The following is a 15112-nucleotide window of genomic DNA, read 5'->3' on the forward strand; positions in this document are numbered from 1 at the left end:
CTGACCGCGTCCGGTATCCGCCGAGGAGGTCCGAGATGGCTCCCGCGAGGGACGACGCACGGACCAGCACCCCGATCGGCGCGGAGCGGGATCCACGGCGGGTCGTCGCGTTCAGCGACGGAGTCATCGCCATCGCCATCACCCTGCTCGTCCTGGAGATCCGCCCGCCGGACGACACCCGTGACCTGCTCAAGGGGCTCGGCGAGCTCTGGCCCTCGTACACGGCCTACGGGATCACCTTCCTGCTCATCGGGCAGATGTGGGTGAACCACCACGTCATGTTCGATCACATCCATTCGGCGGACCGCCTGGTGCTGCTGCTCAACACCCTGCTGCTGATGCACATCGCGTTCCTGCCGTTCGCCTCCGCCGTCCTGGCCGGCGCCTTCGAGTCCGGCCACGGGGAGCGGACCGCCATCGTCTTCTACGGGATCTCCTACGTGGGGGCGGCCATCCTCTTCAACGTCATCTGGGAGTACGCGCGGCACGGCCGGCGCCTCCTCGCGCCGACCATCGACGTGGCCGGCGCGAGGGCGATCAGCAGACGGTTCCGCCCGGCACCGGTGTGGATCGCCGTGGGGACGGGGCTGGGCGTACTGCATCCCCTCCTCGGCCTGGTGCTGGTCGCCGCCTTCATCCCCTTCTACTGGCTGCCCATCAAGGGCGAGATCGCCAGCGTCAAGCGCGCCCGCGAAAGCCTCCCCTGACCGCCCGCCGCCCGAGGGCTAGTTGGGCCGGCCAGGCGGGCCCTCACGCCCGCGACTCGGGGAGCTGCTCGACCGAGACGTAGGCGGAGAGCGCGCGGAGGAAGTCCGGCGCGTCGAAGATCGCGCCGGCGGAGGCGACGCCGGTCGTCCGGCAACGACCGTCGAGAACGCGGTGCAGCGCCTCGACCACCAGCGGCGCGCTGACGGCGTAGATGTCCTGACCGCTGGCGACGACGCGCCGTCGCGTGTCGCCGGAGCGCACGACGACGTCGACGGTGAACGTCTGGGCGGAGCGGCCGCGCTCGTCGACCGCGGTCGGTGGCGCGTCGGCGGCGGCCAGGTCGCGGGCCGCGTCGGTGGTCATGTAGGTGCGCACCTCGGGGATGGAGAGATGGCTGGGGACGGTGACGACGTCGGCCATCGTGAAGCCGTCGAGGACGGTCCGCGGGCCCGCCGGCGCCGGGAAGTCCCAGTTCAGCGCCGGCAGGTCGCTCTCGTCGAGGTAGTACTCCAGCCGCCCGCCGGTGTAGCGGACCCGTCGGCCGTCGCGGCGGTCGCGGGAGACGGTGCCGGAGGCGAGGGTTCCGGCCGTGGGGTGCCAGCTGCTCAGTCCGTACGCGACGTGCGCCTCGTCGGCCGTCGTCCAGTCGCCCATCGCGGTGGTCACGAGCAGGTCGCCGAGCCCGCCGAAGAAGGCCATCGCCGGGACCACCGCGACGCCTGCGTCGCACGCCCGGTCGGCGTAGTGCGTGAAGGTGTCGAGGTTCGCCTCGATCTCGGCCGCCACGTCCAGGTACGGGATCCCGGCGCGCAGGGCGGCCTCGATGACCGGCCCGCCCGTCGAGGCGAACGGGCCGGCGCAGTTGATGACCGCGTCCGCGCCCTTCACCGCTGCGTCGAGCGAGGCCGGGTCGTCGACCGACGCCACCCGGTGTTCGAGCCCCGGATGCGACGCCGCCAGCGCCTGGAGCTTGTCCGCGTCCCGGCCGAGCAGAAGCGGGGTGAACCCGCGATCGCGCAACTCCGTCACCACGAACCGCCCGGTGTGCCCGTACGCGCCGAACACCGCCACGGTCTGCCCCGTAATCATCTGCACTTCCTCCTCAGAAGATCGACTGAGAAGATCCTCTGCGCAGCGGGCGGCGCGGGCGAGTGTCTGGAACGCCATGCGCCATACAATTTCGGACATGGCTACTGTCGCGCTCGCCGCCACCGACGGAATGCTGCACTTCGAACTCGCCATGGCCTGCGAGATCTTCGTCCACGACCCGTCCGGCCTGGCCGACCCGTGGTACGACCTCGTGGTCTGCGGCCCCGGCCCGGTCGGGGTCGGCCGGTTCCGGATGGAGCCCGACGACGGGTTGGACCGGCTGGCCCGCGCCGACACCGTGATCATCCCGGCCATCGAGGACGTCGACGCGGACGTGCCACCCGACCTGCTGGACGCCGTCCGCGCCGCGCACGAGGCGGGCGCTCGGCTCGTCTCGTTCTGCACCGGCGCGTTCGTGCTGGCCGCCGCCGGGGTGCTCGACGGGCTGCGGGCGACGACGCACTGGGCGCACACCGAGGTGCTGGCCGCCCGCTACCCGCAGGTGGAGGTCGACCCGGACGTGCTCTACGTCGACAACGGCACCGTGCTCGCCTCCGCCGGCAAGGCCGCCGCGATCGACCTCTGCCTGCACCTGATCCGCCGCGACCACGGCTCGACGGTCGCCAACGCGGTGGCCCGCCGCCTGGTCGTACCGCCGCATCGCGCCGGCGGTCAGGCCCAGTTCGTCACCACCCCGGTGCCCGCCCGCGACGACCATCCCCTCGCCGGCCTCTTTCCGTGGGCGATGGAGCGGCTGAACCGTCCACTGACCGTGGAGGATCTGGCCCGCCAGGCGAACATGAGCTCGCGCAACCTGGTCCGCCACTTCAGGTCGGCGACCGGCACCACGCCGCTGCAGTGGCTCTCCACGCAGCGGGTCCGCCGGGCCCAGGAGCTGCTGGAGCAGACCGACGACGGCATCGACGCCATCGCGGAGGCGGCCGGCATGGGCACCGCCACCACGCTGCGCCGGCACTTCCACCGCACCGTCGGGGTACCGCCGGACGCCTACCGTCGCACCTTCCGCAGCGCCGCTCCGGCAGCCGGTTGGTGACGTACCACCGTCGGACGCCGCGACGGCCGGGACCCACCCGCCCGGGTCGTGGTTGACGACCCGGGCGAGCCGGCTCCGGCCACCACTGTCCCGGCGGGGCTACTCGGACGACTGGGCGCGCTGCTGCGCGCGGTACCGGTCGACCGGCAGGCCGCCTCGGCCCCAGTTCTCGGTCTCGACCTCGTCGATGACGACGAAGGTGGAGTCCATCGGCTTGTGCAGCACGTCGAGCAGCAGCTTGCTGACGCCCTGGATGAGCGCCGCCTTCTCCTCGGCCGTGGCGGCCGACGCGCCGGGGCTGGTTCCCTCGCGGGTGATCTGGATCGTGACGATGGGCATCTCGGGTCCCTTCGGGAGGTTCGGCCGGGTCAGTTGCCGGCGTTCTGGCCGCCGTCGACGTGCAGGATCTCGCCGGTGACGAACGGTGCGGACTCGAGGTAGACGACGGCGTCGACGATGTCGCTCGTCTCGCCCATCCGGCCCACGGGGTGCAGCGCGGCGAAGGTGTCGTGGTACTCGACCGGGTGCATCGGGGTCTTGATGATGCCCGGGGCGACGGCGTTGACCCGTACGCCTCGGGTCGCGTACTCGATGGCGAGTGACTTCGTGGCGGAGCTGAGGCCGCCCTTGGTGAGCGACGCCAGTACGGACGGCACGTTGGAGTTGGGCTGGTCCACGAAGCTGGTGGTGATGGTGACGATGTGTCCGCCGCCGGTGGCCAGCAGGTGCGGCAGGACGCGCCGGGTGAGGTGGAAGAACCCTGCGAGGTTGACGCCGGTGAGCAGCGCGTACTCCTCGTCGGTGTAGTCGGTGAACGGCTTGGCGACGAAGACGCCGGCGTTGTTGACCAGGGTGTCGATCCGGCCGAAGCGCTCCAGCGCCGCGCTGACCACCCGGTCCGCGGTGTCGGCGTCGGCGATGTCGCCCTGGACGGTCAGCACGTCCGAGTCGGCGCTGTCGGTGATCGAGCGTGAGGTGGCCACGACGGCGTAGCCGAGCTTGCGGTACGCCTCGACCAGACCGGCCCCGATGCCCTGGGACGCTCCGGTGATCACCGCGACCTTCTGATTGGTACCCATCACGATCCTCCCGATTGGTTGGTTTGCCCCCGGAAGTCCACTAGACGACCGGTCAACTAAACGCTAGCCGACCGGTCGGGTATCGTCGAATGCATGGGACGGACGAGTGACGCGCGAAACAAGATCCTCGAAGCGGCCGCCACGCTGATCGAGCAGCGCGGGTACTCGGCGCTGGGGGTCGCCGAGATCTGCTCGACGGCAGGTGTGCCGAAGGGCAGCTTCTACTACTTCTTCGAGTCCAAGCAGGCCCTCGCCCTCACCGTCATCGACGAGCACTGGTCGGCCCAGCGCCGGCAGTGGGTGGAGCTGCTCAGCAGCGATCGCGATCCGCTGCGACGCCTGCGGGACCTGTTCGAGGCGACGGAGGAGGTGCAGCGCGCCGGGCAGCAGAAGGCCGGGCTGGTCACGGGCTGCCTCTTCGGCAACCTCGCCCTGGAGCTGAGCACCCAGGCCGAGGAGATCCGCAGCCGCCTGCAGGAGATCTTCGACGCCCAGATCGACCTGATCGAGCAGGTGGTCGTCGAGGCGAAGGAGCGCGGCCAGGCCGCCGCGGCGGTCGACGCCCGCGACGCCGCGCGCTCCATCGTCGCCCAGATCGAGGGACGGGCGCTGCTCGCGAAGTTGCTCAACGACCCGGCCCAGCTCGAAGCGCTCTGGCGCAACTGCCTGGACCTGCTCCAGGTGCCGGCGCAGGAGCGCGCCGCGATCGGCTGAACTCCGACCGACGGCCGTACGCACGCCACGTACCCGCTCGGAGCCCGCAGTCGGCGCGAGACCGACGTGCTACGGCTGCGACCCCCCGCCGCCGTAGGCTGCATCTCGCAGGCGAGGGACGGGAGGCCGAGGTGGCCGAGGCGACGCCGACCGGGACGACGGTGACCGAACTGCTGGCCGAGCTGGCCGCGCTCGACGACCCGAAGATGCGCAAGGTGAACGAGAGCCACGGTGACGATCACGGCGTGAACCTCGGCAAGCTGCGCGCCGTCGCGAAGCGGCTGAAGACGCAGCAGGACCTCGCCCGGCAACTCTGGGCGACGGACGACACCGCGGCGAGGCTGCTGGCGCTGCTGATCTGCCGCCCGAAGGCGTTCGAGCGGGACGAGCTGGACGCCATGTTGCGCGCGGCGCGCGCCCCCAAGGTGCACGACTGGCTCGTGAACTACGTGGTGAAGAAGAGCCCGCACTCCGAAGCGCTACGCGTGGCCTGGTTCGCCGACGCGGATCCGGTGGTCGCGAGCGCCGGCTGGGCGCTGACCACCGAACGCGTGGCGAAGAAGCCCGAGGGCCTCGACCTCCCGGGGCTGCTCGACGTCATCGAGGCGGAGATGAAGGACGCCCCGGAGCGCCTCCAGTGGGCGATGAACCACTGCCTGGCGCAGATCGGGATCGAGCATGCCGCGCACCGCACGAGGGCGCTCGAGATCGGTGAGCGCCTGGAGGTGCTCAAGGATTACCCGACCTCCCCCGGCTGCACCTCCCCGTTCGCGCCCACCTGGATCAACGAGATGGTGCGCCGACAGCACGCCGCGTCCAGCCGTGGCGATCTCGTGGCCTAGCGGGCACTCTGCGTCACGAAGGCCACGTGACCTGCGCCTCAGGCGTACGACGTAGGCCGAAGTTTCCCTTGCGTTCCACTCCGTGGTGGCGAACATTCCCCGACGCGCGGCTTGCCCGGCGCACGGTCGGTCGGTGACGCGAGCCCGTCACCTGGCATCAGCCGCCAGGCGGCGGCTCCACAGCACCGAGACTCCGGCCGCGTCCCCGGAAAACCGAAAGGACCCGTTACATGGGTAACCCCCGCACGAGGTCGCGTCTCCACCCGAGATCCGCGATCGCCGCGGCGGCGACCATCGCCGTCGCCCTGACGCCGTTCGCGGCGGCCGGACCCGCGTCCGCGGCGACCGACGCCGCCGACGCGACTCCTCAGCACGTCGTGCTGACGCCCGCGGAGCACGCCGACACCGCACAGTCCTTCACCTGGCAGACCGGCTCGAAGGTCAAGGACGGCCAGGTGCACTTCCGCAAGGCGGGCACGAAGCGCTGGGAGGTGGCCAACGCACGGGTCAACGAGGAGCTGGTGAGCTCCGGCGTTCCCACCCGCACGCACTCGGCGACCGTCGACCGACTGAAGCCCGGCACCCAGTACGAGTACTACGTGGGGAACGCCGCCAAGGTCAGCGCCACCTACAAGTTCACCACCGCGGGCAAGGCCGGCGACCCCTTCTCGTTCATCTACTTCGGCGACGCGCAGAACGACATCGGTGCGAAGTGGAGCCCGGTCGTCGCGCAGGCGTTCCAGCGCTTCCCAGATGCCGTCGGCACGGTCAACGCGGGTGACCTCGTGGACGTGGGCAGCGACAACGGCCTGTGGAACGAGTGGTTCGGCGCGATGGACGGCTACAGCCAGACCCGCAACGTGATCGCGGCCCCCGGGAACCACGAGTACAAGAACGCCGACGTCCTGCGGACCTGGAAGTCGAACTTCGAGTTCCCCGGCGACGGCCCGGTCGCCACCACCAAGTCGACCAAGGGCATGACCGACGGCGAGAAGCAGAAGGTCGCCTACGAGAAGCAGATCCAGATCGCCCTCGCGGAGACCGCGTACTACACGGACTACCAGGGGGTTCGCTTCATCTCGCTGAACGCGACCCGGTCCGAGGCTCTCGAGTTGATGACGCCGAAGGACCTGCCCGAGTGCCACGTCGCCTGCCCGAACCCGATCGAGCTGTGGCTCGACATGCAGCGCAAGTGGCTCGACTCGGTGCTCCGGAACAACCCCAACAAGTGGGCGATCGCGGTCTTCCACCAGCCCGTCTTCTCGGGCTCCGAGGGCCGTGACGAGGCCGACCTGCGCGCCGCGTGGCTGCCGGTCTTCGAGCGCGACGACATCGACCTCGCCCTCATGGGCCATGACCACAACTACGTCCGGGGTTACGTGGACGCCGACAAGACCGACACCCCCGGCATGACGACCGGTCCGGTCTACGCCATCTCGGTCTCCGGACCGAAGTACTACGAGCCCGCTCCGCAGGACGACAACACGTGGACGCAGAACGGCGCGACCCAGGTCGTCCACGCCGCCCACACGTCGACCTTCCAGGGCATCAAGGTGACGAAGGACCAGATCCACTACGAGTCGGTCGTCGCCGCGAAGTGGGACGACAAGTCGGACACGGACGTCCCCGTCGGTGGCACGCTCGACTCCTTCACCATCACCAAGTACGACGACGGTGAGAAGTACGTGACCGAGGCCGGCATGCCGATCCCGAAGCCGAAGAGCACCGACAAGGTCAGCGGCAAGCGTACGGCGGACGAGGCCGCGGCCCAGGAGCCGGCGGAGGTGCCGCTCGGCCACGAGCGCGTCGGCACCCTGACCGCGCCGACCGTGGCGAAGCCCGGCCCGACGACCGTGAACCCGACCAACGGCGCCGTGTACGTCGCCGACGGCACGAGCACCGGCAAGGGACGGGTCGAGGCCGTCGACCCGAAGACCGGCAAGGTCACCGGCTCGTTCGAGGCCGGCGCGCCGATCAAGGACCTCACCTACGACCCGGCCTTCAACGGCGTCCTCGTCGTCTACCAGGACGGTCGGATCGCGTCGTTCCTCGTCGCGCCGGGCAACTTCGGCGCCCCGTACATCCCGCCGATCGAGACCGGGATGAAGGTCGTCTCGACGCAGTACGACAGCCTGACCGGGCAGGTCTTCCTCGGCCTCGCAGACGGCACCGTCGTCTGGCTCGACGACGAGTTCAAGCCGGTCGGCCAGGCGAACGTGGGGGCGGGCCTCTCGGCCATCCGCATCGACGACGCCACCGGCACCCTGTACGTGACCTACGACAACGCCACCGACGGCCAGCCCGGCCTGCGGCTCTTCGACACCCGGAACGGGATGCGCAAGCTCGCCGAGTACAAGCTCGACGCCGGTGCCGCCTTCCTCGACGTCGACATGAAGGTGGGCGTCGCCTACGTCGGCCACTCGCCGGTGGCGGGGGACGCCCGCAACGGTGGTCTCTCGATCGTCGACCTGCTCGGCGCGAAGGTGACCCGCTTCGACAAGCCGGAGTTCGGCACCTCGATCGGCGGGGTGGGTGTCGATTCCGGAAAGGGCCTCGTCTACCTCGCCAGCGCCGACCGCTCCCCGGCCGCGATGATCGTCGTCGGCCGTAAGCAGGCACCGAGCATCGACCAGTCCCCGGTCGCGCGGATCGCGATCGCGGGCGAAACCGCGATCTTCGACGCGAGCGGCCACGGCATGCCCAACGTGACCGTGACCTGGGAGATGCGCAAGCGGGCCCCGGGCAGCGACAAGTGGACGCCGATCCGCGGCGCGACCTCCGACGTCCTCAAGGTCGCCGCTTCGAAGTCCGTCGACGGGACCCAGTACCGCGCCGTCTACACCAACACGATCGACGGCAAGGTCTACTCGACGCGCAGCGCGTCCGCGACCCTGCGGGTCGTGGGTAAGAAGTGATCCGGGGCCGCTCCACGCGGCACCGCTGATCACCGGCACTCACCCCGGACGGGGCCGTCGCGATCCTTTCGCGGCGGCCCCGTCCGCGTCACGCCCCGCGCGCCGGCCACGCGGCGCGGAAATTGGCGTGCATTGCCAGGACCGTCGCCCGAGAATGGCGGCGTGACCAGCACCGCCGCGCGCAGCCAGAGCTGGACCGTCACCTCTGCCGACGTCAGCTCACCCGAGGCGGCGGTGCTGCTACCGGAATACTTCACCGACGTGAGCGACCGCTACTTCCAGCTCCACCTCGGCCGCCCGTCGACGCCCACCGAGATCGAAGAGGGGCTCGCCGCCCACGCGAGTGACGACCTCGCCCCGCCCAGCGGCGTGTTCCTGCTGGCGCGACACGGCGACGAGCCGGCGGGCTGCGCGGGCCTGCGCGTCCTCGACCCGCGTACGGTCGAATTGACCCGGATGTTCGTGCGGCACGCGCTGCGCGGCACGGGAGGCGGCTCGCGCCTGCTGGCCGCGGCGGAGGAGGCCGCCCGCGGCCTCGGCGCGGAGCGGATCGTGCTCGACACCCGGCTCGACCTGGTCGAGGCGCGCGCCATGTACGTCAGGCACGGCTACGCCGAGGTACCGGCGCACAACGACCACCGGTACGCGGAGATCTGGTACGGCAAGGAGCTGGGCTCCGCACCCACCGCGCCACGCTGATCGGCGATCGTCCGCACGGTCGGTCTCGCGCTGAGGGGCCGGCGCTCGCGGCGGCCTCGACGCGCGGCGGGCAATAGGGCCGGAGCGGGGGCTACCCGAGCGCCTGCCGGGCGGCCTCGCCCATGGGATCGTCGCGGGTGGGCAGCCGATGGATGGTCGGCAGCACCTCCTCCCGGAAGACGCCGTGCAGCCGGCGCAGCTCGCGAGCCGGGTGGGTGGCGTCGTCGACCCGCACGTCCCAGATCGGGTACGGCTGATCACCGATCACCGTGACGGTCGCCGACCGCGCGCCGTGCCGGTCACCACCGTTCTCCTCGCCGGCCTCGACGGCCAGCAGGAGCCGCTCCGCCAGGTCGAGCTCCGTACTCTCCTCGAACACCCGGACGATCGCCGCGAGGGTCTCCGGGCCGACCAGACGGTTGCCCTGCGCCGCGTAACCCGGCCCGGTGTGGTGCCCCGCCCAGTCCTTCGCGCGGGAGCCGGTGAAGGCGTACGCGCGGCCCTGCCGGTCGACCATGCCGACCTGCCGCACCTCCCGACCGGGATCGCCGGCCAGTAGCTGTGTCAGGACGTCCTGCGGCGAGCGGCCCGCGCCGAGCAGCGGCAGGCCGTCGTAGGCCAGGAACGGGTTGGGGGTGGCCTGCGTCGCGACCGCGCCGGCGCCCGCGTGGACGTGCGCGACGAGCTTGCCGACCGCGGGCCTGGCGGTCAGCGCGCCCACCCCGAGCTGACCGGTACGCGGACACCGTGCGGCGATCGAGAAGGTCACGCTCGGCAGGTACCCGGAGGAGCGCGCGGCATGCCGCCCGCTGTCGGTTGCCCAGTTCGTCGCGCTCACCGCCAGAGAGACATTGATGTCCTTGCATGTCTTGCTTCGGCTCGTGTATGAAGACTTACGACTCGTTAAGGCTCTGGTCTTCGGAAGGAGCGACGATGAAAAACGCCCTGCGACGTCTGCGAACGGTGGCGGTCACCCTCGGCGCCTGCACACTCGGGCTGAGCCTGCTGACAGCGCCCGCCCAGGCGTACTCGACCCAACCTCTCTCGCCGCACTCCGACCGGGCACCGGAGTCGGATCAGTTCACGGCCGAGGGCGTGACGACCGTCGGTGAGCTGCGCACCGTCGACGGCTCGTTGTCGTACGCACGCAACGGTCGGACCCAGATCATCCGGCACCCCGGCGCCACCTACGTCAAGGTGCACTTCAGCTCACTGCAGCTCGCCCCCGGCGAGTACGTCACGGTGGCGAGCCCCGACGGCCGGGAGAGCTACCGGTACGACCGCCAGTTGAACCGGGCCACCGGCTCGGACTACACCACCGACGGCCGGCCGGGCTTCTGGGCGATGTCGGTGGAGGGCGACACCGCTGTGGTGACCCTGCACAGCGACCGCCCCTCCGGTGGCGGCGCCGCGACCATCGACCGCTTCTGGCGCGGCTACGACCGCGCCGAGATCGCGCAGCACAACTTCTCCACGCAGTCGGTCTGCAGCACCGACGCCCGCCGCGACGCGGTCTGCTACCGGACCAGCCACCCCACCGAGTACGCCCGCGGCAACGCGGTGGCCCGGCTGCTGATCAGCGGCGGCGGCATGTGCACCACCTGGCGGGTCGGCGACACCAACCGCATGCTGACGAACAAGCACTGCTTCTCGACGCAGGCCGCGGTCAGCGGCAGCGAGATGCAGTTCAACTACCAGTGCGCCACCTGCGGCGGGGCGAACCCCGGCGCCGGCACGAAGGTCAGCGGCGCGACGCTCTACCGGGTGAGCAGTGGGGGCTCCAACCAACTGGACTACGCCCTCTACTCGGTGAACAACTTCGCCGCCATCCAGGGGTTCGGCACGCTCTACCTGGCGACGAGCGCCACCACCACCGGAACGCAGATGTACATCCCCGGCCACGGCGACGGCAGCCCGAAGCGCTTGTCGATCTTCGAGGACTCCCAGAACGGCGCGAGGTGCACCGTCCGGAACGCGAACTACAACACCTGGAACATCAGCTACAGCTGTGACACCTCCGGCGGCAACTCCGGCTCGCCGGTGCTGAACAGCAGCCACCGGGTGATCGCCCTGCACCACCTCGGCGGCTGCCCGTCGAACCAGGGCGCGAAGGCGCACCTCATCTACAACGAGATCGCCAGCCTGATCGACAACGGCTGACCACGACGGGCGGTGTGGGGGCGCGGATCGCGCCCCCACACTGCTGTTTGAGCCAGCGCCTCCGGACGGTTACCGCCCAGCCCGCGCCCGAGTCTCACTTGTCGTAGTAGAAGTCGGCGGCCTCACCGGCATCCGCCGGCGGACTGACCTTCACCGGCTTCCCGTGCCCGCTCATGGTGGTGGTCATCGTCAGTTTCGGTCCGTTGCCGGGAGTCAACTCCACCTTGATCGAGGTGACCCAGCCCTGATCGTCGGTGATGATCGTGAAGGGCGACATGGGTGTGCCGATCGAGACGATGCTCGGGGCACCCACGGGGAGGAACGGCTTGGTGTCTTCGCCGTCTGGGTCGAAGCGGCCGGTGTAGGTGTTCGGGCCGGTGCGGTCCACCGAGGCGATCGACGAGGTGAATGCCTTCAGGCCGGTCGGGTCGGCCCAGTCGAAGCGCAGGAAGGGATCATCGCGCTTCACCCGCTTCAGATCGACGTGCACCCAGCGTTTCTCGCCGGCCGGCCGCACGTAACTGTCGGTGCCGATCACGACCCGGCTCCCCGCCGACGGATACTTCCCGCCAGTGACCTTGACCGTGGACTGGAAGCGACGTTTCTCGGGATCGAAAGCACCGGTGCCGCTGACGTTCTGCCCCTCGGGCAGGCCGCCGCGCACCGCGTACCGGTGGGCGACGCCCTGCGACCGATGCAGCGCCGCGACCAGGTCGCCGCGGACGTCGGTCGTCGGTGACGGCGCTGCGGTGGCGGCCTCGGCCGGTCCCTCCACGCGGGTGGGATCCGTCGTTCCACCGCAGCCGGCGGCAAGGAGCAGACCGCCGGTCAGAGTCAGCGTGAGCAGGGCGCGGCGCAGTTTCATGGTGAGATCCCCCGTGGACGGCCGGCTGGTAGCCGGGACACGAAACGATAGCGGGTTCCATCGACGTCGGAACCGACTGAACCGGCCCCTCCCCCACATCCCAGTGCGGACGGCATCGCGACGGTTCGCCAGCAGGGCCGCGCCAAGTCACGCACTCGACCCCCGGGCTTCTTCCCGCGGGGATGCTTCGGCAGGTCCCTCCCGCGAGGGAGCACCTTCCCCCGTCGGCGGGGGCCGCCCGCCCCGGCGCGCGGGAAGCATCGAACGCATGACGACATCGGCATCGATCGCTCGCGGGACCGGCCACGGGCTGACGTACGCAGTGCTCGGCTGGGCCGTGGCATACGGGGGCGTACGTCTGCTGTGGACCGTCGGCGAGGCACCGGAGTTCGGGCCGTTCGGGTTGGATCTGCTCGGTTTCGCCGGCTGGCCGTCGGTGGTGTTGTGCCTGGCGGCGGGTGTTCTGGCGGTAGCCCTGGACCGGGCGGCGACCTGGCGGCCGGTGCTGGCGGGGCTCGCCTGGACGGTCACCGGGGCGCTGATCGCGGCAGCGGGAATCCTGCTGCCGGAGCTGGTGGGCTTCCTGCTGCTCACGGTCGGCCCGTACTTCGATCCGCTGGCGTTCCTCAGCCGGCTCGCTTGCGTCAGCGGGGCGGTGCTGCTCGGGCTCGCCACCGCCCACTACCAGCGGCGCACCCGGGGCGACTGCGCGGACTGCTGCCGTACGGGCCGACCGGGTCAGCGGCGGTCGACACCAGCACGATGGGCACTCTGGGCCGCGTACGTCGCGGTGGCCGGCCTTGTCACCCGCTTCGCGGCCCAGTTCGTCGCCGGCTTCGACGGCCTCGACCAGAGCGCCTCCCTGATCGGGTTGGAGATCGGCCTGCTGCTGGCCGGGGTGCTCTTGCCGCTGGCCCTGGTACACCGCTGGGGCGAGATCTGGCCGGGCTGGGTGCCGCTGCTCGCCGGTCGCCGGATCCCCCGTCTGCTGCTGCTGGTGCCCGGCTTCGGGCTCGGGGTAGGCATCGTCGCCTACTTCGGCATGGGGATGGTGCAGGTGTCGTCGGGTTCGGTCAGCGAGTTCTCCGACGCGTTCCTCTGGGTGGCGATGTCGGCGTACTTCATCCTGGGGCTCGGCCTGCTCGCCGCGTCGAGCGACTACCACCTGCGCACCCGCGTCGCCTGCGACGCCTGCGGCCGGTGACTGCCGGTGGCCGGATTTTTGACCCAGAGGTCAAATACGCCTAGGCTGACCCCATGGGACGACCTGCGAAGTTCGAGCCGGCCGCCGCCGTGGAAATGGCGATGGATGTCTTCTGGCGCCAGGGGTACGGGGCCACCAGCCCACAAGGCCTCGCCGACGAGTTGGGTATCGGCAAGGGCAGCCTGTACAACACGTTCGACAGCAAGCACAACCTGTTCACCGAGGCGTTGCGCGCCTACACCGCGTTGCGCGCCACGGCTCTCGTCGAGATGTTGGACGGGCCCGACCCGGTACGGCCGAGGCTGCGGGCTGTCGTCGAGGAGATGACCGGTTTCGGCGATCACCGGCGCGGCTGCCTGGTGGTGAACGCGATCGCGGAGCTCGCCGAGGCGGACGAGGCGGTCACCCAGATCGGCAACGCTCTCTTCGACCGGATCGAGGAGGCCTTCCGTAAAGCCATCGCGCATGGGCGCTCCACTGGCGAGTTGACCGGCCACCAGCCCCCCGCCGACGCCGCGAGCGGCCTGCTGGCCACGATCATCGGCACCAGCGTCCTGGTCAGGGCCGGCGGCACCGACGAACGCGTGCGACGCATCGTGCACGCCGCCATCGAGCTCCTGTGACCAGGATGTTCGACGCCGTGACACGCCGACCCCGCAGTGCCCGAGTCGTCCAGACCGAGGGCGACGTCGATCCACGGCTTCCCAACCGTGCCCGCTCCCCGCTGCCCACGGCGAACGACGAGGTTCGTCCGCTGCTCGGCCCCAGTTGGTTCGCGGCCGTGATGGGCACCGGGATCGTCGCCAACGCGGCGGCCACCCTGCCCCGAAGCTTCCCCGGGTTGCGGACCGCGGCCACGGTGGTCTGGCTGGCGGCCGGCCTGCTGCTCGTAGTACTGATGATCGGCTACGTCCGGCAACGGGTGTTGCGGCTGCACGCTGCCGATCCGATTCAAGCTCAATTCCTCGGCGCGCCGGCCGTGGCGCTACTCACGGTGGCCGCCGGGGCGCTGCAATTCGGTCAGCCCGTGATCGGGGCGCGGGCCGCGCTGGACCTGGGCGGGGCGCTGTGGTCGCTCGGTACCGCGCTCGGTCTTGCCACGGCCTGCGCGGTGCCGTACCTGATGATCACCCGGCATCGCTTCGCGCCGGACGCGGCGTTCGGTGGCTGGCTGATGCCGGTGGTACCACCGTTGGTCTCAGCCACGACAGGCGCGCTACTCGTTCCGCACACCCCTACCGGGCAGCCGCGGCTGGCTCTGCTGCTGGGCTGCTTCGCGTTGTTCGGGCTCGGCCTGGTGACGGTACTGCTGGTGCTCGCCATGGTCTACAGCCGCCTGGTGCACCACGACGCGCCCACCGGCGCCATGGTGCCCACCGTGTGGATCGGTCTGGGAGCTCTCGGTCAAGTCGTGACGGGGCTGAGCGCGCTGGCCGCAGCGGTGCCAGGCACCCTTCCCGCACCGTACGTTCAGGGCGCGGCAGTCCTCGCGCTGCTGGGCGGAGTTGCGGTGTGGGGCTTCGCCATCCTGTGGCTGGCACTCGCGGTGGCGCTGACCGTACGGGAGTTCCGAGCGGGGCTGCCCTTCGCGCCCACCTGGTGGTCCTTCATCTTCCCCCTCGGGGCCCTCGTGACCGCCACCGCTGCCGCAGCCGCCCGCACCGACTCGCAGCTGTTCATCTGGCCTACCGTCGTCCTCTACACGCTGCTCGTCGCCGCCTGGCTCGTGGTTGCCTACCGCTCCCTACGCCATGCCGCCGCGCACGCGTTCGGACGGTGACCA

Annotated in this window: 15 protein-coding genes; 10 read left to right on the plus strand and 5 right to left on the minus strand. The window is 70.6% G+C overall.

The window, feature by feature from the left end:
* The first annotated feature begins 35 nt into the window (after window positions 1-35).
* On the plus strand, window positions 36-707 hold the full coding sequence (locus D7044_RS05355) for a TMEM175 family protein (RefSeq protein ID WP_233564873.1): 672 nt from the start codon (window positions 36-38) through the stop codon (window positions 705-707).
* 43 nt (window positions 708-750) lie between these two features.
* Here the strand turns inward: D7044_RS05355 and D7044_RS05360 are convergent, their stop codons facing one another.
* Window positions 751-1797 carry a saccharopine dehydrogenase family protein gene (locus D7044_RS05360; RefSeq protein WP_120688236.1) on the minus strand — a complete coding sequence of 349 codons (1047 nt, stop codon included), beginning with the start codon at window positions 1795-1797 and terminating at the stop codon, window positions 751-753.
* Window positions 1798-1894: 97 nt separating this feature from the next.
* Between D7044_RS05360 and D7044_RS05365 the strand changes: the two genes are divergently transcribed.
* Entirely contained in the window at window positions 1895-2851 is a 957-nt protein-coding gene (locus D7044_RS05365) for a helix-turn-helix domain-containing protein (RefSeq protein ID WP_120688151.1), read from the plus strand.
* A 99-nt stretch (window positions 2852-2950) separates the two neighbouring features.
* Here D7044_RS05365 and D7044_RS05370 read toward each other — a convergent pair whose 3' ends face one another.
* Window positions 2951-3190 (minus strand): tautomerase family protein, encoded by a 240-nt coding sequence (locus D7044_RS05370; RefSeq protein WP_120688152.1) that lies wholly within the window; start codon window positions 3188-3190, stop codon window positions 2951-2953.
* A 29-nt stretch (window positions 3191-3219) separates the two neighbouring features.
* Window positions 3220-3930: an SDR family NAD(P)-dependent oxidoreductase gene (locus tag D7044_RS05375; protein ID WP_120688153.1), complete on the minus strand. Its 711-nt coding sequence runs from the start codon at window positions 3928-3930 to the stop codon at window positions 3220-3222.
* A 93-nt stretch (window positions 3931-4023) separates the two neighbouring features.
* On the opposite strand from D7044_RS05375, the gene D7044_RS05380 reads away from it, so the two are divergent.
* From D7044_RS05380 to D7044_RS05395, 4 genes are all read left to right on the plus strand, one after another.
* The gene (locus tag D7044_RS05380) at window positions 4024-4644 is read left to right on the plus strand and encodes a TetR/AcrR family transcriptional regulator (protein ID WP_120688154.1); all 621 of its coding nucleotides are present in this window, start codon (window positions 4024-4026) and stop codon (window positions 4642-4644) included.
* Between the two features lie 131 nt (window positions 4645-4775).
* Entirely contained in the window at window positions 4776-5486 is a 711-nt protein-coding gene (locus D7044_RS05385; RefSeq protein WP_120688155.1) for a DNA alkylation repair protein, read from the plus strand.
* Window positions 5487-5716: 230 nt separating this feature from the next.
* Window positions 5717-8401, plus strand: coding sequence for a fibronectin type III domain-containing protein (locus D7044_RS05390; protein WP_120688156.1), 2685 nt, complete (start codon window positions 5717-5719; stop codon window positions 8399-8401).
* Window positions 8402-8563: 162 nt separating this feature from the next.
* Complete coding sequence (locus D7044_RS05395) at window positions 8564-9100, plus strand: GNAT family N-acetyltransferase (RefSeq protein WP_199716484.1); 537 nt, start codon at window positions 8564-8566, stop codon at window positions 9098-9100.
* A 91-nt stretch (window positions 9101-9191) separates the two neighbouring features.
* On the opposite strand, the gene D7044_RS05400 is transcribed toward D7044_RS05395, so the two are convergent.
* Window positions 9192-9938: a DUF1028 domain-containing protein gene (locus D7044_RS05400; RefSeq protein WP_199716485.1), complete on the minus strand. Its 747-nt coding sequence runs from the start codon at window positions 9936-9938 to the stop codon at window positions 9192-9194.
* A gap of 95 nt (window positions 9939-10033) precedes the next feature.
* Between D7044_RS05400 and D7044_RS05405 the strand changes: the two genes are divergently transcribed.
* On the plus strand, window positions 10034-11260 hold the full coding sequence (locus D7044_RS05405) for a trypsin-like serine peptidase (protein WP_120688157.1): 1227 nt from the start codon (window positions 10034-10036) through the stop codon (window positions 11258-11260).
* Between the two features lie 94 nt (window positions 11261-11354).
* Here the strand turns inward: D7044_RS05405 and D7044_RS05410 are convergent, their stop codons facing one another.
* Window positions 11355-12125 (minus strand): hypothetical protein, encoded by a 771-nt coding sequence (locus tag D7044_RS05410; RefSeq protein ID WP_120688158.1) that lies wholly within the window; start codon window positions 12123-12125, stop codon window positions 11355-11357.
* A 268-nt stretch (window positions 12126-12393) separates the two neighbouring features.
* Here D7044_RS05410 and D7044_RS05415 point away from each other — a divergent pair, with 268 nt between their 5' ends.
* From D7044_RS05415 to D7044_RS05425, 3 genes are read left to right on the plus strand one after another with little or no spacing between them, the layout of a single operon-like run.
* Window positions 12394-13329 (plus strand): hypothetical protein, encoded by a 936-nt coding sequence (locus tag D7044_RS05415; RefSeq protein ID WP_147434586.1) that lies wholly within the window; start codon window positions 12394-12396, stop codon window positions 13327-13329.
* A 53-nt stretch (window positions 13330-13382) separates the two neighbouring features.
* On the plus strand, window positions 13383-13952 hold the full coding sequence (locus D7044_RS05420) for a TetR/AcrR family transcriptional regulator (protein WP_120684140.1): 570 nt from the start codon (window positions 13383-13385) through the stop codon (window positions 13950-13952).
* A 17-nt stretch (window positions 13953-13969) separates the two neighbouring features.
* Window positions 13970-15109 carry a TDT family transporter gene (locus D7044_RS05425; protein WP_199716486.1) on the plus strand — a complete coding sequence of 380 codons (1140 nt, stop codon included), beginning with the start codon at window positions 13970-13972 and terminating at the stop codon, window positions 15107-15109.
* Window positions 15110-15112: the final 3 nt, after the last annotated feature.

This window comes from Micromonospora musae (assembly GCF_003626635.1).
In the GTDB taxonomy this organism is placed as follows: Bacteria; Actinomycetota; Actinomycetes; order Mycobacteriales; family Micromonosporaceae; genus Micromonospora; species Micromonospora musae.

Excerpts from the sequence above, each read along its gene's own strand:
- D7044_RS05420 (WP_120684140.1), top strand. The coding sequence starts at position 13,383 with ATGGGACGACCTGCGAAGTTCGAGCCGGCCGCCGCCGTGGAAATGGCG.
- D7044_RS05410 (WP_120688158.1), bottom strand. The coding sequence starts at position 12,125 with ATGAAACTGCGCCGCGCCCTGCTCACGCTGACTCTGACCGGCGGTCTG.
- D7044_RS05355 (WP_233564873.1), top strand. The coding sequence starts at position 36 with ATGGCTCCCGCGAGGGACGACGCACGGACCAGCACCCCGATCGGCGCG.
- D7044_RS05360 (WP_120688236.1), bottom strand. The coding sequence starts at position 1,797 with ATGATTACGGGGCAGACCGTGGCGGTGTTCGGCGCGTACGGGCACACC.
- D7044_RS05365 (WP_120688151.1), top strand. The coding sequence starts at position 1,895 with ATGGCTACTGTCGCGCTCGCCGCCACCGACGGAATGCTGCACTTCGAA.
- D7044_RS05370 (WP_120688152.1), bottom strand. The coding sequence starts at position 3,190 with ATGCCCATCGTCACGATCCAGATCACCCGCGAGGGAACCAGCCCCGGC.
- D7044_RS05405 (WP_120688157.1), top strand. The coding sequence starts at position 10,034 with ATGAAAAACGCCCTGCGACGTCTGCGAACGGTGGCGGTCACCCTCGGC.
- D7044_RS05415 (WP_147434586.1), top strand. The coding sequence starts at position 12,394 with ATGACGACATCGGCATCGATCGCTCGCGGGACCGGCCACGGGCTGACG.
- D7044_RS05390 (WP_120688156.1), top strand. The coding sequence starts at position 5,717 with ATGGGTAACCCCCGCACGAGGTCGCGTCTCCACCCGAGATCCGCGATC.
- D7044_RS05375 (WP_120688153.1), bottom strand. The coding sequence starts at position 3,930 with ATGGGTACCAATCAGAAGGTCGCGGTGATCACCGGAGCGTCCCAGGGC.
- D7044_RS05380 (WP_120688154.1), top strand. The coding sequence starts at position 4,024 with ATGGGACGGACGAGTGACGCGCGAAACAAGATCCTCGAAGCGGCCGCC.